This is a genomic window from Pseudomonas sp. 50_B (genome assembly GCF_017491625.1).
Lineage (GTDB): Bacteria > Pseudomonadota > Gammaproteobacteria > Pseudomonadales > Pseudomonadaceae > Aquipseudomonas > Aquipseudomonas danubii.
Window position 1 is genome coordinate 72283 of sequence record NZ_JAFGYX010000009.1, and the last position, 18997, is coordinate 91279.

The following is an 18997-nucleotide window of genomic DNA, read 5'->3' on the forward strand; positions in this document are numbered from 1 at the left end:
TCATGGAAAATAATCAGCCGATTATCATCAAGCGCGTCAAGCGCTTCGCTGGCGGGCATCACGGGGGCGCTTGGAAAATCGCCTTCGCCGACTTCGCCACGGCGATGATGGCGTTCTTCCTGGTGCTGTGGCTCTTGTCCACCGCAACCCCGGAACAGAAGATCGCCATCGCCGGTTACTTCAAGGACCCGATCGGCTTCTCGGAAAGCGGCACACCCTACATCATTGATCTGGGTGGCTCTCCCGAACTGGCGCCGGATAACACCCTAAACCCCGAGATCAAGTCCCAGCCGCAACCGGACAAGGTCACGGTGGATGCCGATCAGGTGGAGGGCATGGCCGAGCAGGTGGAGCGCGAGCGTCTCGAACTGCTGCTACAAGAGTTGCAGAACAAGGTTGAAGAGAATCCCCAACTGCAGAAGTTCAAGGACCAGATCCTCTTCGAAATCACTCCGGACGGCTTGCGGATCCAGATCATGGATGCCGAGAACCGGCCGATGTTCGACTCTGGCAGCGCACGTCTGAAGCCGTATTTCGAAGACATCCTGCTGGCCATGGCCGACACCATCAAGGCGGTGCCGAACAAGATCAGCATCAGCGGTCATACCGATGCCACGCCTTATGCCGGCAGTGGTGAGTTCGGCAACTGGGAACTGTCCGCCAACCGTGCCAACGCTGCGCGTCGGGCTCTGGTGGCTGGCGGTTATCCCGATCCGCAAGTGGCGCGGGTGGTGGGCTTTGCCTCCTCTGCGTTGTTCGACCGCAAGAATCCGCTCAACCCGGTCAACCGGCGGATCGATATTGTGGTGCTGACCAAGAAGGCCCAGCGCGCTATCGAAGGCGAGCAGACCGATCCAAACGCTCCTGCGCCCAACCAGGGCACTGGGGCGCCAGGTGAAGTGCCGGGTGCGGCGGCGGACCCGAATGCCTTGCCGCCGGGTAGCGAGCCGTTGCCCGCTCATGAAGTGCGCCAGCGCATGAACATCTTCGAGGATGGCGTATTGAAGATGGATGAGCAGGGATCGGCCGGCCAGGCGCCGGCTCCCAAGCCGGGAACCGTCAGGTGACAAACAACAAGGCCGCGAAGATCGCGGCCTTGTTGTTTCTACGGTGCTCGGCTCAGTAGCCGCTGTCTGGCAGGCTGGCGAGGATCGAGCGGTAGCTGTTCATCCGTTGCTGCTGGATGCGCCCGTCTTCCAAAGCCTTGAGCAATGCACAGCCCGGCTCGCGATCATGCTTGCAGTCACGGAAGCGGCAGGTACCCAGCAAGTCGTTGAACTCGATGAAGCCAGCTTCGACATCGGTGCGGCTGACATGCCCCAGGCCGAATTCGCGGATGCCGGGGGAGTCGATCAGTTCACCGCCGCCCGGGAAGTGGAACAGTCGCGCTGTCGTGGTGGTGTGGGTGCCCTGTCCGGAGTACTCCGACAGCGGGCCGACTCGGGTTTCGACTTCCGGCAGCAGGCTGTTCACCAAGGATGACTTGCCCACCCCCGATTGCCCCACGAATACGCTGATGCGTCCGTCCAGCAAGCCTTGCAGTTGCTCCATGCCGTCGCCGTGGTGGGCCGAGACTTCCAGCAGCGGATAGCCCAGTTGGCGATAGACCGCCAGCAAGGCGTTGAGTGCCGGGGCGTTCTGCTCGTCGATCAGGTCGGCCTTGTTCAGCAGCAGCAGCGGCCGAATCCCGGCGTGCTCGGCGGCAACCAGGTAGCGGTCGATAAGATTGGCATGGGGTTCGGGCATGGGGGCAAACACGATCACGATCATGTCGACGTTGGCGGCCACCGGCTTGAGCTGGCCACGGCTGTCCGGTCGGCACAGCTCGGTGCTGCGCGGCAATTGCGCGACGATCACCCCGATGCCCTGATTGCCGGCGCGCCAGACCACCTGATCGCCGGTCACCAGCGCTGGCAGGTTGGCTCGCAGGTAGCAGCGGAACACCTGGCCGGCCAGCTCACCTTCCCGGGCTTCGACCTCGACCTGCACGCCGAAGTGAGCAATGACCAGGCCGGTCTGTTCCGGGCCAAGGTCGCCACCCTCCAGCGCCTCTACGGCGGAGGACTCGCGTTTGGCGGCGCGGGCAGCGCGCTCACCCTGAATCTTTTCGATGCGCCAGTTTTGGCGACGATTGAGCTGGCGTTTGGCCATTGGTGTTCCGTGTTGATAATTACGGCGGATAGGTAAAACGGCGGCGAGTTTAGCACGCCGGGCAGGCCCTCTAGGCTAAACTGCGCAACTACGCCGAGGAGCCCCCCATGCAAAACCCACAGAACCTGATTTGGATCGATCTGGAAATGACCGGTCTGAACCCCGACACCGACGTCATCATCGAGATGGCGACCATTGTCACTGACAGCAATCTGAACACCTTGGCTGAAGGGCCGGTCATCGCTATCCACCAGAGCGACGAGATCCTTGCCGGCATGGACGAGTGGAACACTCGTCAGCACGGTGGTTCTGGCCTGACCCAGCGGGTTCGCGAAAGCCGCATCAGCATGGCCGAAGCCGAAGCCCAGACCATTGCCTTTCTGGAGCAGTGGGTACCCAAGGGCAAGTCGCCCATCTGTGGCAACAGCATCTGCCAGGATCGGCGCTTCCTCTATCGCCACATGAAGGCTCTGGAAAGCTACTTCCATTACCGCAACCTGGACGTTTCGACCCTCAAGGAACTAGCCGCCCGCTGGGCTCCTGACGTGCGCGACAGCTTCAAGAAAGGCAGCACCCATCTGGCCCTGGACGACATCCGCGAGTCCATCGCCGAGCTGCAGCACTACCGCAAGCACTTCATCAAATTCTGACCTGCAGGAGCCGGCTTGCCGGCGAGCGGGCGCACGCTGCAAGCGGCGCCCGTACCCGCCCTCTTTTGGTGCTCGCCTCAACTGAGTAGACTGCGCGCCTTCCTGTAAGGACCGCCATCATGCTGTTGATGCTTTATCTGATCGCCATTACCGCCGAAGCCATGACCGGCGCCTTGTCTGCCGGACGGCGTGGCATGGACTGGTTTGGCGTGGTGCTGATCGCCTGTGTCACTGCGCTCGGCGGTGGTTCGGTGCGTGATGTGCTGTTGGGGCATTACCCGCTGACCTGGGTCAAGCACCCGGAATACCTGGTACTGACCTCGGTGGCGGCGTTGGTGACGATCTTTATCGCGCCCCTGATGCGTCACCTGCGTTCGCTGTTTCTGGTGCTCGACGCAGTGGGTCTGGTGGCCTTTACCCTGATCGGCTGCATGACCGCCCTGGAAATGGGCCACGGCATGCTGGTGGCGTCGGTCAGCGGGGTGATCACCGGGGTCTTTGGCGGCATCCTCCGGGATATTTTCTGCAACGACATTCCCCTGATCTTCCGCCGTGAGCTGTACGCCAGCGTGTCCTTCGCCGCGGCCTGGTGCTACATGCTGTGCATCTATTTGCAGCTGCCCAGCGAGCAGTCGATCCTGGTCACCCTGTTCGGTGGCTTTCTATTGCGCCTGCTGGCGATCCGTTTTCACTGGGAAATGCCCAAGTTCGTCTACAACGACGAGCATTGACGGTTGGCGTGCTGCGCCAGGGCCCATTCCACGTGTTCGCGGACCAGTTCCGAGGGATAGTCCTGGCGGGCCTTGAGCGCTTCCAGCACCGGAATGCTTGAGGGCGCGTTGCCCAGGCCCACCGCCAGGTTGCGCAGCCAGCGCTCATAGCCGGCACGGCGCAGGGGCGAGCCTTCGGTGCTGCTGAGGAACTTGTCCTCGTCCCACATGAACAGTTCTGCCAGTTCGGCATTGTCCAGGTTGTGCCGGGGTTTGAAGTCGCCTTCTGCCGAGGGGCGGGCGAAGCGGTTCCAGGGGCAGACGATCTGGCAGTCATCGCAGCCGAATACCCGATTGCCGATCAGTGGGCGCAGGTCTTCGGGAATGGCGTTTTTCAGCTCGATGGTCAGGTAGGAAATACAGCGCCGGGCATCCAGTACATAGGGGCCGACGAAGGCATTGGTCGGGCAGATGTCCAGGCAGGCGGTGCAGCGTCCGCAATGTTCGGTGGCGTGGGGTTCGTCCACGGGCAGCGGCAGGTCGACGAACAGCTCGCTGAGGAAGAAGTAGCTGCCGGCCTTGCGGTTGAGCACCAGGGTGTTCTTGCCGATCCAGCCGAGCCCGGCCTGCTCGGCGATGGCTTTTTCAAGTACCGGTGCGCTGTCGACGAACGCGCGGTAGCCAAAGGGGCCAATGGCTTGCTGGATGCGTTCGGCCAACTGCTGCACACGTTTGCGGATGAGCTTGTGATAGTCGCGGCCCAAGGCGTAGCGCGAGACATAAGCCTTGGACGGTTCGGCCAGGCGCTGGGCCATCTGGGTGTCGCCGGGCAGGTAGTCCATGCGCAGCGATACCACCCGTAGCGTGCCGGGCACCAACTGATCGGGATGGGAGCGTTTGCTGCCATGGGCGCCCATGTATTCCATTTCGCCGTGGTAGCCGGCGGCGAGCCAGCGCTCCAGATGCTGCTCATGCTCGGCCAGGTCCAGGCCGCTGATACCGACTTGTTGAAAGCCCAGTTCGCGGCCCCAGTCCTTGATCGATTGGGCGAGAGCGGGGAGATCCTGGGTAATAGCGGGCATGAGGCGAGAGAAACCGGAGCTGAGGTGCGTATAATTCTGCCAGACATCGGAGCCCGAAGACGCATGCCGCAGACAAAACACCCTTTACTCGACGTTCAGCTGCTGACTGACGCTCATTTGCCGCGATTGGAAGCTCGTCCTCTGGACGCTCATAAGGGGCAATTCGGTCATTTGTTGCTGATCGGTGGCGACCGCGGCTTTGCTGGCGCCGCGTTATTGAGTGCGGAAAGTGCCTTGCGCAGTGGTGCGGGGCTGGTGTCCCTGGCAACTCGCAATGAGCACGTCGCGGCGGCCGCTGCGCGGCTGCCGGAAGTCATGACCCAGGGCACCCATTCGGCCAATCAACTGATGGGGCTGTTGGCGCGGGCCACGGTACTGGTGGTTGGTCCCGGACTGGGGCAGGGCGCCTGGGGGCGCAGCCTGTTGTCGGCAGCGGCCAACGCGCCTTTGCCTCAGGTATGGGATGCCGATGCCTTGAATCTCCTGGCCTTGGGCGGTCTACAACTGCCGGTGGCCAGCGTGATCACCCCCCATCCCGGGGAGGCGGCTCGTCTGCTGGGGATCTCCATCGCCGAGGTTCAGGGTGATCGTCCGGCGGCGGCCCGGGCCTTGAGCGCAAAATACTCGGCGGTTGCCGTGCTCAAGGGGGCTGGCAGCCTGATCGCCAGCCCCGAGGGGCAAGTGGCCCGCTGTGATGGTGGGCATCCGGCGATGGCCACGGCGGGGCTGGGGGACGTGCTCGCAGGATTGATCGGTGCGTTGCTGGCGCAGGGACTGTCGACGTTCGATGCGGCTTGCCTGGCGGTCTGGGTACACGCCCGCGCTGGCGAGCAGCAAGGCAAATTGGGCCGAGGGCTGGCGGCCAGTGATCTGATTCCAGCCATTCGTCAGTTGTTGGAGGAGCAGTCACCGTGTCTGAGTTAACCCTTTATCTGGCCGACGAGCAGGCCATGGTGGAATTTGGTGCACGCATTGCTCGCGTCACTCAAGGCGTGGGGGTGATTTTTCTTGAGGGCGATCTGGGGGCGGGCAAAACCACCCTGTCCCGGGGGATCATCCGTGGCCTCGGGCATGACGGGGCGGTAAAAAGTCCGACCTTTACCCTGGTGGAGCCCTACGAGATAGGTCCGGTGCGGGCTTTTCACTTCGACTTGTATCGTCTTGTGGACCCGGAGGAGCTGGAGTTTCTGGGGATTCGTGACTACTTCGAAGGCGATGCACTGTGTCTGTTGGAGTGGCCCCAGCGTGGTGCAGGCTTTTTGCCAAAGCCCGACCTGACCATTACCATTACCCCGCATAACAATGGGCGTTCTGTGCATCTATTGTCTCAAGGCTCGCGAGGCGAGTCCTGGTGTGCCGCTTTGGCGTTGGAATTCAAATAATTGATGGGGTTAGGTATGCGCATTCGCGCGTTGGTTGCTGTCGTAGGACTGTTGCTTACGGCATTGGCCGTCGATGCTGTGGCCGCTACACAGGTTCGCAGCGTCCGCCTGTGGCGGGCACCGGATAACACGCGACTGGTCTTCGACCTGTCCGGTCCGGTTCAGCACAGCGTCTTTACCCTGACGGCCCCGGATCGTCTGGTGATCGATATCAATGGCGCAACCCTCGGCGGTCCACTGAATGTCGCCACGGCCAATACGCCGATCACCGCCATGCGCTCGGCGCAGCGTACCCCCAGTGACCTGCGAGTGGTCATCGACCTGAAAAAGGCCGTCACCCCCAAGAGTTTTACCCTGGCGCCCAACGCCCAGTACGGCAATCGCCTGGTAGTCGACCTGTTCGACAACCCTGCTGATGCCGCACCGCCTGCTGCTCCGCCGCCTGCTGTGGCCACCGTTCCCGCCGTGCCAGTCACGCCTGCGGAGCCCGCGATCAAGCTGCCGCCGGCCCCGGCGGGCAAGCGCGACATCATCGTGGTGATCGACGCCGGTCACGGCGGTGAAGACCCGGGTGCCTCCGGCTCCCGTGGCCAGCATGAGAAAGATGTGGTGCTGGCCATCGCCCGTGAACTGCAGCGCCAGATTAATGGCATCAAGGGGTTCCGCGCCGAGTTGACCCGTACTGGCGACTACTTCATTCCGTTGCGCGGTCGTACCGAGATCGCTCGGAAGAAGGGCGCTGACCTGTTCGTTTCGATCCACGCCGATGCCGCGCCTTCGACCGCAGCCTTTGGCGCCTCGGTATTCGCCCTGTCCGAGCGCGGCGCCACATCGGAAACTGCCCGCTGGCTGGCGGACAGTGAAAACCGCTCTGACCTGATCGGTGGTGCCGGCAACGTCAGCCTGGATGACAAGGACCGGATGCTGGCCGGGGTGCTGCTGGATCTGTCGATGACCGCATCCCTGACCTCCAGCCTCAATGTCGGGCAGAAAGTCCTGAACAACATCGGCCGGGTCACACCGCTGCACAAGCAGCGTGTGGAACAGGCTGGGTTCATGGTGCTCAAGTCCCCGGATATTCCATCGATCCTGGTGGAAACAGGCTTTATCTCCAACTCCAACGAAGCCTCGAAGCTGGCTACTGTCAGCCATCAGCAGGCCTTGGCTCGCTCCATCAGCAGCGGCGTGCGGCAGTTCTTCCAGCAGAACCCGCCACCGGGCACCTATATCGCCTGGCTGCGAGATTCCGGGAAGATTGCCCAGGGGCCTCGCGATCACCGGGTCAACCCGGGGGAAACCCTGGCGATGATCGCGGTGCGCTACCAGGTATCGGCGCCTGCCCTGCGCAGTGCCAACAATCTGAAAAGCGATGAATTGAAAGTGGGGCAGGTTCTGACCATCCCCGGCACTGAATTGGCGGCCAAGGAATGAGTGACTCGGTAATCAGCGGCGCGCGCATCGAGCTGCTCAGTCCGCGCCTGGCTAACCAGATTGCCGCGGGTGAGGTGGTTGAGCGCCCGGCTTCGGTGATCAAGGAGCTGCTGGAAAACAGCCTGGACTCTGGCGCCAAGCGCATTGATGTGGATGTCGAGCAGGCTGGAGTCAAGCTGCTGCGGGTCCGTGATGATGGCAGTGGCATTTCCTCCGACGATCTGCCTCTGGCTTTGGCGCGGCACGCCACCAGCAAGATCCGCGACCTGGAAGACCTCGAGCGGGTGATGAGCCTGGGGTTTCGCGGTGAAGCCCTTGCCTCCATCAGTTCCGTGGCGCGCTTGACCCTGACCTCCCGTACCCGTGATGCCGATCAGGCCTGGCAGGTCGAAACCGAAGGTCGCGACATGGCGCCGCGAGTGCAGCCGGCGGCCCACCCGGTAGGCACCTCGGTGGAAGTGCGTGACTTGTTCTTCAATACTCCAGCCCGACGCAAGTTTCTCAAGGCGGAGAAAACCGAGTTCGATCACCTGCAGGAGGTGATCAAGCGTTTGGCTCTGGCGCGTTTCGACGTGGCCTTCCATTTGCGCCACAACGGCAAGAGCATCCTCAGTCTGCATGAAGCCAAGGATGATGCAGCTCGCGCCCGGCGCGTGGCGGCGGTCTGTGGCTCGGGCTTTTTGGAGCAGGCGCTGCCCATTGAGGTCGAGCGCAACGGTCTCCATCTTTGGGGCTGGGTGGGCTTGCCAACCTTCTCCCGCAGCCAGGCGGACTTGCAGTATTTCTATGTCAACGGTCGTGCGGTACGGGACAAGCTGGTGGCCCACGCGGTGCGTCAGGCCTATCGCGATGTGCTGTTCAACGGCCGGCATCCGACTTTTGTGCTGTTTTTCGAGGTTGATCCCTCGGTGGTCGACGTCAATGTGCACCCGACCAAGCATGAAGTGCGTTTCCGTGATGGGCGCATGGTGCATGACTTCCTTTATGGCACCTTGCACAGGGCTTTGGGCGACGTGCGCCCCGAGGACCAGTTGGCGGCGCCGGCGGCGGTAGCGGGTATTGTGCGTCCAAGCGGTATCGAAGCCGGTGAGTTCGGACCCCAGGGTGAAATGCGTCTGGCCGCGAACCTGGCCCTGGAGCAGCCGCAGTCCCAGCCGAGCTTCAATGCGCCGGGCACCGGTGCTGGTAGTGGCTATCAGTATCAGTACACACCACGGCCCCAGCCAGTGCTGCCGGCTGCGGAGTCCCAGGGAGTCTATCGCGAGTTCTTTGCGCCCTTGCCTGGGGCTGCGGCCACAGCCCTGCCGGAGGGGCAGGAGGATATTCCGCCTTTGGGCTATGCCCTGGCACAGCTTAAGGGCATCTATATCCTTGCGGAAAACGCTCTGGGCCTGGTGCTGGTGGATATGCACGCTGCTCATGAGCGGATCATGTACGAGCGTTTGAAGGTGGCCATGGCCAGCGAAGGCTTGAGTGGCCAGCCGTTGCTGGTGCCGGAATCGATTGCCGTCAGCCAGCGTGAAGCCGATTGCGCGGAAGAGCATGTCGCCTGGTTCCAGCGTCTGGGCTTCGAGTTGCAGCGCCTGGGACCTGAGTCTCTGGCGATCCGGCAGATTCCGGCGCTGTTGAAGCAGGCTGAAGCCAATCGACTGGTGCATGATGTGCTTGCTGATTTGATGGAATACGGCACCAGTGACCGAATTCAGGCTCATCTCAATGAGCTGCTCGGCACCATGGCCTGCCACGGCGCGATTCGCGCCAACCGGCGCCTGGCCCTGGCGGAAATGAATGGCCTGTTGCGGGATATGGAAAACACCGAGCGCAGCGGCCAGTGCAACCACGGTCGACCGACCTGGACCCAATTGGGTCTGGACGATCTGGACAAACTCTTTTTGCGCGGCCGTTGATGACTCAGCTTCCTCCAGCGATTTTCCTGATGGGCCCGACCGCTGCGGGCAAGACCGACCTGGCCATCGAGCTGACCAAGGTGCTGCCTTGCGAGTTGATCAGTGTCGATTCGGCGCTGGTGTATCGCGGCATGGATATTGGCACCGCCAAGCCCTCCAAGGAGTTATTGGCGCAGTTTCCCCATCGCCTGATCGATATTCTCGACCCTGCCGAAAGCTACTCGGCGGCAGATTTTCGCACCGATGCCCTCGCGGCCATGGCCGATATCACCGCTCGGGGCAAAATTCCGCTGCTGGTGGGGGGCACCATGCTGTATTACAAGGCGCTGCTTGAAGGCCTGGCGGATATGCCGCCAGCAGACCCGCAGGTCCGCGCCGAACTCGAAGACGAGGCTCAACGCCTTGGTTGGCAGGCGCTGCATGATCAACTGGCGGCTGTGGACCCCGAGTCTGCGGCGAGGATTCATCCCAATGATCCTCAACGCCTGACCCGAGCGCTGGAAGTCTATCGGGTCAGCGGTCTGACAATGACCGCTCATCGTCAGCGTCAATTGGCGCAAAGTGCTGAGGCAGGCGCATCGGGACGCGGTCAATTGCCCTATACTGTCGCCAATCTGGCCATCGCTCCGGCGAATCGTCAGGTACTGCACCAGCGTATTGCACAAAGATTCACACAAATGTTGGAACAGGGATTCATTGACGAGGTCGTAGCTCTGCGCTCAAGAAGTGACCTGCATGCCGGGTTGCCGTCTATACGTGCAGTGGGTTACCGCCAAGTCTGGGATCATCTGGATGGCAAGCTGACGTCAGCCGAAATGCAGGAGCGGGGCATCATTGCCACGCGCCAATTGGCGAAACGGCAGTTCACCTGGTTACGCAGTTGGGCTGACCTGCAATGGTTGGACAGCCTGGATTGCGACAATCTGCCACGCGCCTTGAAATACCTAGGGACGATCTCCATATTGAGCTGAGTCCTTGCAATTGCCGTCTATCCTTGGGGGTGTGACGGTTTGAGCTATCTGTTTTCCGATTTTTATTATTGATCCTTAAAGGAGTGCGGCACATGTCAAAAGGGCATTCGCTACAAGACCCTTACTTGAATACATTGCGTAAAGAGAAAGTTGGGGTTTCCATCTATCTGGTTAACGGGATCAAACTGCAAGGCACGATCGAGTCCTTCGACCAGTTCGTTATCCTGCTGAAAAACACCGTCAGCCAAATGGTTTACAAACACGCTATCTCTACAGTGGTTCCAGTTCGCCCAATTCGTCTGCCTAGCGCATCCGAATCCGAACAGGGTGACGCTGAGCCAGGTAACGCCTGATAGGAGTCTCCTTTGTTCTTTGAGCGCCACGGTGGTGGTGAACGGGCCATTCTCGTTCACTTGGATGGTCAGGACCCTGAGGCGCGCGAAGATCCGCAGGAGTTTCAGGAGCTGGCATTATCGGCCGGCGCCGAGACCGTCGCGTTTGTTAGCGTGCCGCGTCATCGGCCAACCGCCAAATACCTGGTTGGCAGCGGCAAGGTCGAGGAATTGCGCGATCTGGTCAAAGCCGAACAGGTAGACCTGGTGATTTTCAATCACATCCTCACGCCCAGTCAGGAACGTAACCTCGAACGTGTATTCGAGTGTCGCGTGATTGATCGCACGGGTCTGATTCTCGATATCTTCGCTCAGCGCGCACGCACTCATGAGGGCAAGCTCCAGGTAGAACTGGCACAGCTTGAGCACATGAGCACGCGATTGGTTCGTGGCTGGACTCACCTTGAACGGCAGAAAGGCGGTATTGGTCTGCGTGGTCCGGGTGAGACTCAGTTGGAAACCGACCGGCGCCTGCTGCGAGTGCGTCTGCGGCAGATCAAGGCGCGTCTGGAAAAGGTTCGCAGCCAGCGCGAGCAGGCTCGTCGAGGCCGTAAGCGTGCCGACATTCCTTCAGTTTCGCTGGTGGGCTACACCAACGCTGGCAAGTCCACGTTGTTCAATGCTGTCACCGCGTCCGATGTTTTCGCCGCCGACCAGCTGTTCGCTACCCTCGATCCGACCTTGCGCCGCTTGGAGCTGGATGATCTGGGGCCGATTGTGCTGGCTGATACCGTCGGTTTCATTCGCCACCTGCCGCACAAGCTGGTGGAGGCGTTTCGGGCTACCCTCGAAGAGTCCAGCAACTCCGACTTGCTGCTTCATGTGATCGATGCTCACGAGCCCGAGCGCATGGCCCAGATCGAGCAGGTGATGGTGGTACTGGGTGAGATCGGGGCTCAAGACTTGCCGATCCTGGAGGTCTATAACAAACTCGATTTGCTCGAGGGTGTGGAGCCGCAGATTCAGCGCGATCCCGATGGCAAGCCGCAGCGTGTCTGGTTGTCGGCCCGTGATGGCCAGGGACTTGATCTGCTCAAGCAGGCCATTGCGGAGCTGCTGGGTGAAGATTTGTTCGTAGGCACCTTGCGCTTGCCTCAGCGTTTTGCTCGACTGCGAGCACAGTTTTTCCAGTTGAACGCTGTGCAGAAAGAAGATCACGACGACGAAGGGGTCAGTTTGCTGGCCGTTCGCCTGCCGCGGGCCGAGTTGAACCGGCTGGTCAGTCGCGAAGGTCTGCAACCGTCGGAATTCATCGAGCAACACACTTTGCAATAAAAGCCTGGGCATGCGGTTGTGCCGCTGTAGCAGGCATTCTGTAGCATTGGTCGGCGCGCCGTGGGTGCGTCTTTGCTTTATCAGATGGAGAGCGCTATGGCTTGGAATGAGCCGGGTGGCAACTCGAATAATCAGGACCCTTGGGGTGGTAAGCGCCGCAATAATGGCGATCGCAAGGGGCCACCAGATCTCGACGAGGCCTTCCGTAAGCTGCAGGAAAGCCTGAATGGGTTGTTCGGTGGTGGTAAGAAACGTGGTGATGACGGCGGTAGCTCCGGCAAGGGCGGTGGTTTCGGCTTGCTGGGTATTGGTCTTGTCGTGCTGGCGGCCGTGTGGCTGTACAGCGCGGTTTATGTAGTCGATGAGCAGGAGCAGGCCGTGGTGCTGCGCTTCGGCAAATACTACGAAACCGTCGGCCCGGGTCTGAACATCTACTTCCCGCCGATCGATCGCAAGTACATGGAAAACGTCACGCGTGAGCGTGCCTACACCAAGCAGGGGCAGATGCTCACCGAGGACGAGAACATCGTCGAAGTGCCGCTGACCGTGCAGTACAAGATCAGCAATCTGCAGGACTTCGTGTTGAACGTTGATCAGCCGGAAATCAGTCTGCAGCATGCAACCGACAGCGCCCTGCGCCATGTGGTGGGTTCCACCGCCATGGATCAAGTGTTGACTGAAGGTCGTGAATTGATGGCCAGTGAAATCAAGGAGCGGTTGCAACGCTTCCTCGACAACTACCGCACCGGTATCACCGTGACTCAGGTGAACGTACAGAGCGCAGCTGCACCGCGTGAAGTGCAGGAAGCCTTCGATGACGTGATCCGAGCTCGTGAAGACGAACAGCGTTCGCGCAACCAGGCTGAAACCTACGCCAACGGTGTTGTGCCGGAGGCTCGTGGTCAGGCTCAGCGCATCCTCGAAGATGCCAATGGTTATCGCGACGAAGTGGTATCGCGGGCCAAGGGTGAGGCTGATCGCTTTACCAAGCTGGTTGCCGAGTACCGCAAGGCTCCTGAAGTGACTCGTCAGCGCCTGTACCTGGACACCATGCAGGAAGTCTTCAGCAATACCAGCAAAGTTCTGGTAACCGGCAGCAAAGGCGGGCAGAACAACCTGCTCTACCTGCCGCTGGACAAGATGATCGACAGTGGTCGTAGTGGCGGTGTTCCGGCAACGGGATCAGCGTCTGCGACCAGCAATGAAGCGAATGCGCGCGCCGCTGCGGAGCACATGCAGCAACAGCAGCAGACGCGTTCTAGGGAGAGTCGCTGATGAGCAATAAATCGCTGATCGCCCTGATCGTGGGCGTTGTCGTGGCGGTGGTTGCCTGGAACAGCTTCTACATCGTCGCTCAGACCGAGCGCGCGGTGTTGCTGCAGTTCGGTCGTGTGGTCCAGGCTGATGTCCAGCCTGGCCTGCATGTGAAAGTGCCCTACGTGAACCAGGTGCGTAAGTTTGATGCGCGCCTGATGACCCTGGATGCACCGACACAGCGCTTCCTGACCCTGGAAAAGAAAGCCGTCATGGTGGATGCCTACGCCAAGTGGCGAGTGAAGGATGCCGAGCGCTTCTACACCGCGACTTCCGGTCTCAAGCAAATTGCCGACGAGCGTCTTTCCCGTCGCCTGGAATCGGGCCTGCGTGACCAGTTTGGTAAGCGCACCCTGCATGAAGTGGTTTCCGGTGAGCGTGATGCGCTGATGGCGGATATCACGGCTTCCCTGAACAGGATGGCGGAAAAGGAGCTGGGTATCGAAGTGGTCGATGTCCGGGTCAAGGCCATCGATCTGCCGAAGGAAGTGAACCGCAGCGTGTTCGAGCGCATGAGCACCGAGCGTGAGCGTGAGGCTCGCGAGCACCGTGCCAAGGGTAACGAGTTGGCCGAAGGTATTCGTGCTGACGCTGATCGTCAGCGTCGCGTGCTGCTGGCTGAAGCCTATCGCGAGTCTGAAGAGGCGCGCGGTGATGGTGATGCTCAGGCGGCGGCGATCTACGCCAAGGCCTACGGCCAGGACCAGGAGTTCTATGCGTTCTACCGTAGCCTGCGTGCCTACCGTGAAAGCTTTGCAAACAAATCCGACGTCATGGTTCTGGACCCAAGCAGCGACTTCTTCCACTACCTGGAAAAGTCCAAGCCTTGATCAGGCCCTGATCCTTGGGCACCCCGCCGGGCGGCTAAAATGCCTCGCGGGGTGATCCTTTGGGAAAACGGGTGTATGATGCGGCAGCCGGGAAATTCCCGGCTTTTTTGCGTCTGCATCTTTGATTGGCCGTGGCTCGTTCAAGAGCTCGGCAAGATTTTTCGAGGAAAATAGTCTGTACAGCTGATTTCTGGCTGCCTGTCCGGCTGAGCTCGCGTCGGATGCGACTGTTTTCTGCTTCACTCTAAGGCTGGCCCCAGGCTTGCCGCCCGGACCATAGGGGAATGGCGTAATGGCAACGGTAGACCGCTGGCTGCTGCCAGATGGCATCGAAGAAGTATTGCCGCCGGAAGCGGCGCGCATTGAAGTGGCGCGTCGTCAGGTGTTGGATCTGTTTCAGAGTTGGGGTTACGAGTTTGTCGTGACTCCCCATATCGAATACCTGGAATCCCTGCTGACAGGTGCCGGCCAGGACCTGGACCTGCGTACCTTCAAGGTCATCGACCCGCAGTCGGGTCGGCAGATGGGGTTCCGTGCCGACATTACGCCTCAAGTGGCGCGCATCGATGCCCACACCCTGCGTCGCGAAGGGCCGAGCCGCCTGTGCTATGCCGGCAGCGTGCTGCATGCTCAGCCGCGGGCCTTGTCGTCCTCGCGCAGTCCGATCCAGTTGGGCGCCGAGTTGTACGGCGACGCCAGCCCGAGCAGCGACGTTGAGGTCATCAGTCTGATGTTGGCCATGCTGCAGTTGGCCGATGTGCCGGATGTGCACATGGATCTGGGGCATGTGGGCATCTACCGCGGCCTAGCCCAGGCTGCCGGCCTGTCCGGTGCCGTGGAGCAACAATTGTTCGATGCCCTGCAGCGCAAGGCGATCGATGAAGTCATCAGCCTGACCCAGGGCCTGCCGGCCGATCTGGCCGACATGCTGCGCTCCCTGGTGGAGTTGTGTGGTGGCCGCGAAGTATTGGGCGATGCTCGCCGTCGCCTGGCGGGTGCGCCGACCTCGGTGCTGCTGGCCCTGGATGAATTGCTGACGATCGCCGAGCGCTTGTCGGTGCGTTTCCCTGACTTACCGTTGTATTTCGATCTGGGCGAGCTGCGGGGCTATCACTACCACACGGGTGTGGTGTTCGCGGTGTTTGTACCGGGCGTGGGTCAATCCATCGCCCAGGGCGGTCGCTACGATGACATCGGCGCGGATTTTGGGCGTGCCCGTCCAGCGACCGGTTTTTCTACCGATTTGAAAACCCTGGTGACCCTGGGGCGTGCTGAGGTCGAGCTGCCGTCTGGTGGTATCTGGATGCCTGACAGCACTGACGCGGCACTCTGGCAGACCGTCTGCCAGTTGCGCAGTGAGGGTCAGCGTGTCGTTCAGGCGTTGCCTGGGCAACCTTTGGCCGCCGCCCGTGAAGCGGACTGCGACCGGCAATTGATTCAGCAGAATGGGCTTTGGCAAGTATTGCCGCTGGCTTCTTGAGTTTTCCTGCCGGCGGCTGCCGGCACCAAGTTTGCGCGAATGAGGACAAGTGTTATGGGTAAGAATGTCGTAGTCCTGGGCACCCAGTGGGGTGATGAGGGCAAAGGCAAGATCGTTGATCTGCTGACCGAACATGCCGCCGCCGTAGTGCGCTACCAAGGTGGCCACAACGCTGGCCACACCCTGGTGATCGACGGTGAGAAGACCGTGCTGCACCTGATTCCGTCCGGCGTGCTGCGCGAAGGCGTGCAGTGCCTGATCGGTAACGGCGTGGTGGTAGCACCGGATGCCTTGATGCGTGAAATCGTCAAGCTGGAAGAGAAAGGCGTGCCGGTGCGTGAGCGTCTGCGCATCAGCCCTTCCTGCCCGCTGATCCTGTCCTATCACGTAGCCCTGGACCAGGCCCGCGAGAAGGCTCGTGGCGAGCAGAAGATCGGTACTACCGGTCGCGGCATCGGCCCGGCTTACGAAGACAAGGTTGCCCGTCGCGGGCTGCGCATCGGTGATCTGTTCCACCGCGAGCGTTTCGCCGCCAAGCTGGGCGAGTTGCTGGACTACCACAACTTCGTGCTGGTCAATTACTACAAAGAGCCTGCCATCGACTTCCAGAAGACGCTGGACGAGTGCATGGAGTACGCCGAGCTGCTCAAGCCGATGATGCTCGACGTCACCGCCGAGCTGCACCAGCTGCGTCGCGCCGGCAAGGACATTATGTTCGAAGGTGCCCAGGGTTCGCTGCTGGACATCGACCACGGCACCTATCCGTATGTCACCAGCTCCAACACCACCGCTGGCGGCATCGCCACCGGTTCGGGCGTGGGCCCGATGTACCTGGACTACATCCTGGGCATCACCAAGGCCTACACCACTCGTGTGGGTTCGGGTCCGTTCCCGACTGAGCTGTTCGATGACGTCGGCGCTTTCCTGGCCAAGCGTGGCCACGAGTTCGGTGCGACTACCGGTCGTGCCCGTCGTTGCGGCTGGTTCGATGCCGTGATCCTGCGTCGCGCCATCGACGTCAACAGCATCTCGGGCCTGTGCCTGACCAAGCTGGACGTACTGGACGGCCTGGAAACCATCAATATCTGTGTTGGCTACAAGAACCAGGATGGTGCAGTCATCGACGCGCCTACCGACGCCGACAGCTACATCGGCCTGGAGCCGGTGTACGAGCAGATGCCGGGCTGGAGCGAATCGACCCTGGGTGCCAAGACCCTGGAAGAGCTGCCTGCCGCTGCTCAGGCCTACATCAAGCGCATCGAAGAGTTGGTCGGCGCGCCGATCGACATTATTTCGACGGGCCCGGACCGCAACGAAACCATCGTTCTGCGTCATCCGTTCGCTTGATAAGTTGTTGATGTAAAAACCAAAGGGCCCTTGATCGGGCCCTTTGTCGTTTCTGTCTGTCGTGCGGCACGACCCTTGCTGTGAAACTCGCTTCTAGAGTGCCATCAGAATAATGGCGCCAAAAGTAGAGGGATTTCCTGTGTCGGCCGTTCTCTCACTGTTACAAAGCCGTTTACTGCGGCCTGTGTTCGTTACTCTCGGTATCGCCCTTTTGGTGCAGGTAGTGCTCGCCGTTGCCCTGACTCGGAGCACGGTAACTGCCCTGGAGGCCGATCTGGCTGCGCGTTTGGGTGTTGATAGCCAGAAGTTGTCTGGCGAACTCGAGCAGGCGGGCAAGGAAGTCACTTCCAGTCTGGAAAGCCTGTCCAGCAGTACGCGTCAGCGTCTGACGGCGGGGCTGTCTTCGCGTCTAAAGGAGGAGCAGGTCCAACTGCGTGCAGCGCTGGAGAAGGATCTTAAGGACTCCGCCAATGATATGGCCCAGTTGCTGGCCTCTGTGGCGCCTCGTGCCATGTGGGACAGTGATGTGCCGACTCTGTCCGAGTTCGCACGGCGTGCCCAGCGTAACCCCAACGTACTGTTCGTGGTCTATGACGATGCTGCAGGTGAGCATCTGACTCGCTATCTGAATCGTGAGAATCCGATCAACAAGGCCCTGTTGGAAAAGGGCAAGGGCGATCGGGCCTTGGACAAGGTTCTGGATGCCGCCAAGAACGATCCTTCTGTCTACTACCTTGAGGCGTCGATCAATCCTAATGGAGTGGAAATCGGCAAGGTGCTGATGGGGGTGTCCACAGCCTCGGTAGAGGCAGATATCGCCGCCCTGGATCAGCGCTTCGGGGCATTGATCGCCAGCAGTGACCAGTTGGTTGGCGACAGTCTCAAGGGAGCCTCCGCCGACAGTTCGGCGGCCATGCGCTCGCGCTTGCAATCGGCTCAGGCCACTGCCGCGCAGATGCAGGCCAATACCGCAAGCACGGTGCAGGAGGCTGCGGCCACCTTGCGCTGGCAGATCGGTGTTGGCCTGGCGCTGGTGGGTTTGGCCCTGCTGCTGTTGCTGGCGGTAGTGTTGGGGCGGCGAGTGGTGAACAAACTGCATCTGTTGATCACGGCTCTCAACGATCTGGCAGCAGGCGAAGGGGATCTGACCAAGCGCGTGCCTCTCAACAGCAATGATGAGATCGGTGATATGGCCTCGGCGGTGAATCGCTTTGTGGATAAGTTGCAGCCCATTGTGCGTGAAGCGGGCGATGTGGCGCAGCGTACCGGTGTGGAGATTGGGGCTATGAGCCTGCGCAATGCTGGGGCGGATGCAGCGGCTGAGGCGCAGCGTGACGAAGTGGCCGAAAGCTTGCGGGCGCTATCGCAGATGGCTGATGAGGCCCAGGCGGAAAGCCAGGCGATGCAGGCGGCGCTGCAGCAGGTGGTGGAGATCCGTCAGGCCACTGACGAGAACACTCGCACTTCGGAGCAGGTTGGCAGTCTGATCGAAGCCCTGGCCGGGCAGGTGGATACCGGGGCCAAGGTGATCGAGCGCCTGGCTCAGCAGAGCGAGCAGATCGAGGTGGTGCTGACGGTGATTCATGGCATTGCCGAACAGACCAACCTGCTGGCGCTGAATGCGGCGATCGAAGCAGCGCGCGCCGGTGAAACCGGGCGCGGGTTTGCCGTGGTGGCGGATGAGGTGCGAGCCCTGGCCAGCAAGACCCAGAGTTCCACGGGCGATATCCAGGCCCATATCGGCGCGTTGCAACAGGGCGCGCGGGAGGCGGTGGCGGCTATTGGCCAGGCCGGCCGTCAGGCCAGTGAGGGTTTGCTGGTGCTGCGTGACAGTGTCCGCCTGCAGCAGACGGTGCAGTCTTCGGTCGAACAAGTGCATGCCGCGATTGGCTTGGCTACCCAGGCTGCGGCGCATCAGGCTCAGGGCGCGCAAGCGGTGCGGGGGCGGGTGGAAACCATTCATGCCCAGGCCGAGCGAGCGGCTCAGGCTGTGGTGGAGACCACCGCCAGCGGCAAGGTACTGGACAGCCTGGCGGCGCAGCTCAAGGCCAGTCTGGGGCAGTTCCGCGCTTGAT

At 61.1% G+C, this 18997-nt stretch carries 17 protein-coding genes; 15 read left to right on the top strand and 2 right to left on the bottom strand.

Annotated elements, in window-relative coordinates; translation table 11 throughout:
- Positions 1–2: 2 nt before the first annotated feature.
- Positions 3–1067 carry a flagellar motor protein MotB gene (gene motB, locus J5M73_RS14660; RefSeq protein WP_102862902.1) on the top strand — a complete coding sequence of 355 codons (1065 nt, stop codon included), beginning with the start codon at positions 3–5 and terminating at the stop codon, positions 1065–1067.
- A gap of 52 nt (positions 1068–1119) precedes the next feature.
- Here motB and rsgA read toward each other — a convergent pair whose 3' ends face one another.
- Positions 1120–2151, bottom strand: a complete 1032-nt coding sequence (gene rsgA / locus J5M73_RS14665) for a small ribosomal subunit biogenesis GTPase RsgA (RefSeq protein WP_102862903.1) — start codon at positions 2149–2151, stop codon at positions 1120–1122.
- A gap of 107 nt (positions 2152–2258) precedes the next feature.
- On the opposite strand from rsgA, the gene orn reads away from it, so the two are divergent.
- A complete protein-coding gene (gene orn, locus J5M73_RS14670) occupies positions 2259–2801 on the top strand; it encodes an oligoribonuclease (RefSeq protein WP_011058931.1) in 543 nt (180 codons plus the stop codon).
- Between the two features lie 116 nt (positions 2802–2917).
- The gene (locus tag J5M73_RS14675; RefSeq protein WP_169893104.1) at positions 2918–3532 is read left to right on the top strand and encodes a trimeric intracellular cation channel family protein; all 615 of its coding nucleotides are present in this window, start codon (positions 2918–2920) and stop codon (positions 3530–3532) included.
- Here the strand turns inward: J5M73_RS14675 and queG are convergent.
- The gene (queG, locus tag J5M73_RS14680; protein WP_115581478.1) at positions 3514–4593 is read right to left on the bottom strand and encodes a tRNA epoxyqueuosine(34) reductase QueG; all 1080 of its coding nucleotides are present in this window, start codon (positions 4591–4593) and stop codon (positions 3514–3516) included. The genes J5M73_RS14675 and queG overlap by 19 nt on opposite strands.
- A gap of 63 nt (positions 4594–4656) precedes the next feature.
- On the opposite strand from queG, the gene J5M73_RS14685 reads away from it, so the two are divergent.
- The 12 genes from J5M73_RS14685 to J5M73_RS14740 all read left to right on the top strand — a co-directional run bounded on the left by J5M73_RS14685 (position 4657) and on the right by J5M73_RS14740 (position 18996).
- A complete protein-coding gene (locus J5M73_RS14685; protein WP_102862905.1) occupies positions 4657–5517 on the top strand; it encodes an NAD(P)H-hydrate dehydratase in 861 nt (286 codons plus the stop codon).
- The gene (gene tsaE, locus J5M73_RS14690; protein WP_102862906.1) at positions 5505–5975 is read left to right on the top strand and encodes a tRNA (adenosine(37)-N6)-threonylcarbamoyltransferase complex ATPase subunit type 1 TsaE; all 471 of its coding nucleotides are present in this window, start codon (positions 5505–5507) and stop codon (positions 5973–5975) included. Before J5M73_RS14685 ends, tsaE begins: the two co-directional genes overlap by 13 nt.
- 3 nt (positions 5976–5978) lie before the next feature.
- Positions 5979–7406 (top strand): N-acetylmuramoyl-L-alanine amidase, encoded by a 1428-nt coding sequence (locus tag J5M73_RS14695; RefSeq protein ID WP_205413457.1) that lies wholly within the window; start codon positions 5979–5981, stop codon positions 7404–7406.
- Positions 7403–9313, top strand: coding sequence for a DNA mismatch repair endonuclease MutL (gene mutL, locus J5M73_RS14700; RefSeq protein WP_102862908.1), 1911 nt, complete (start codon positions 7403–7405; stop codon positions 9311–9313). Before J5M73_RS14695 ends, mutL begins: the two co-directional genes overlap by 4 nt.
- The gene (gene miaA / locus J5M73_RS14705; RefSeq protein ID WP_102862909.1) at positions 9313–10284 is read left to right on the top strand and encodes a tRNA (adenosine(37)-N6)-dimethylallyltransferase MiaA; all 972 of its coding nucleotides are present in this window, start codon (positions 9313–9315) and stop codon (positions 10282–10284) included. The genes mutL and miaA overlap by 1 nt, the downstream gene beginning before the upstream one ends.
- A gap of 92 nt (positions 10285–10376) precedes the next feature.
- Positions 10377–10637, top strand: a complete 261-nt coding sequence (hfq, locus tag J5M73_RS14710) for an RNA chaperone Hfq (RefSeq protein ID WP_007921378.1) — start codon at positions 10377–10379, stop codon at positions 10635–10637.
- Between the two features lie 12 nt (positions 10638–10649).
- A complete protein-coding gene (gene hflX / locus J5M73_RS14715) occupies positions 10650–11951 on the top strand; it encodes a ribosome rescue GTPase HflX (RefSeq protein WP_102862910.1) in 1302 nt (433 codons plus the stop codon).
- Positions 11952–12047: 96 nt separating this feature from the next.
- Positions 12048–13226: an FtsH protease activity modulator HflK gene (gene hflK, locus J5M73_RS14720; RefSeq protein ID WP_102862911.1), complete on the top strand. Its 1179-nt coding sequence runs from the start codon at positions 12048–12050 to the stop codon at positions 13224–13226.
- Complete coding sequence (hflC, locus tag J5M73_RS14725) at positions 13226–14095, top strand: protease modulator HflC (protein WP_102862912.1); 870 nt, start codon at positions 13226–13228, stop codon at positions 14093–14095. The genes hflK and hflC overlap by 1 nt, the downstream gene beginning before the upstream one ends.
- 292 nt (positions 14096–14387) lie before the next feature.
- Positions 14388–15575: an ATP phosphoribosyltransferase regulatory subunit gene (locus J5M73_RS14730; RefSeq protein WP_102862913.1), complete on the top strand. Its 1188-nt coding sequence runs from the start codon at positions 14388–14390 to the stop codon at positions 15573–15575.
- A 54-nt stretch (positions 15576–15629) separates the two neighbouring features.
- Positions 15630–16922, top strand: a complete 1293-nt coding sequence (locus tag J5M73_RS14735; protein WP_047283686.1) for an adenylosuccinate synthase — start codon at positions 15630–15632, stop codon at positions 16920–16922.
- Between the two features lie 139 nt (positions 16923–17061).
- Positions 17062–18996 (top strand): methyl-accepting chemotaxis protein, encoded by a 1935-nt coding sequence (locus tag J5M73_RS14740; RefSeq protein WP_102862914.1) that lies wholly within the window; start codon positions 17062–17064, stop codon positions 18994–18996.
- Position 18997: the final 1 nt, after the last annotated feature.

Bases quoted from the DNA above. Each gene is read 5' to 3' on its own strand.
- J5M73_RS14730 (WP_102862913.1), top strand. From the start codon at position 14,388: ATGGCAACGGTAGACCGCTGGCTGCTGCCAGATGGCATCGAAGAAGTA.
- orn (WP_011058931.1), top strand. From the start codon at position 2,259: ATGCAAAACCCACAGAACCTGATTTGGATCGATCTGGAAATGACCGGT.
- J5M73_RS14695 (WP_205413457.1), top strand. From the start codon at position 5,979: ATGGGGTTAGGTATGCGCATTCGCGCGTTGGTTGCTGTCGTAGGACTG.
- rsgA (WP_102862903.1), bottom strand. From the start codon at position 2,151: ATGGCCAAACGCCAGCTCAATCGTCGCCAAAACTGGCGCATCGAAAAG.
- hflC (WP_102862912.1), top strand. From the start codon at position 13,226: ATGAGCAATAAATCGCTGATCGCCCTGATCGTGGGCGTTGTCGTGGCG.
- hflK (WP_102862911.1), top strand. From the start codon at position 12,048: ATGGCTTGGAATGAGCCGGGTGGCAACTCGAATAATCAGGACCCTTGG.
- J5M73_RS14685 (WP_102862905.1), top strand. From the start codon at position 4,657: ATGCCGCAGACAAAACACCCTTTACTCGACGTTCAGCTGCTGACTGAC.
- miaA (WP_102862909.1), top strand. From the start codon at position 9,313: ATGACTCAGCTTCCTCCAGCGATTTTCCTGATGGGCCCGACCGCTGCG.
- mutL (WP_102862908.1), top strand. From the start codon at position 7,403: ATGAGTGACTCGGTAATCAGCGGCGCGCGCATCGAGCTGCTCAGTCCG.
- hfq (WP_007921378.1), top strand. From the start codon at position 10,377: ATGTCAAAAGGGCATTCGCTACAAGACCCTTACTTGAATACATTGCGT.
- motB (WP_102862902.1), top strand. From the start codon at position 3: ATGGAAAATAATCAGCCGATTATCATCAAGCGCGTCAAGCGCTTCGCT.
- queG (WP_115581478.1), bottom strand. From the start codon at position 4,593: ATGCCCGCTATTACCCAGGATCTCCCCGCTCTCGCCCAATCGATCAAG.
- J5M73_RS14735 (WP_047283686.1), top strand. From the start codon at position 15,630: ATGGGTAAGAATGTCGTAGTCCTGGGCACCCAGTGGGGTGATGAGGGC.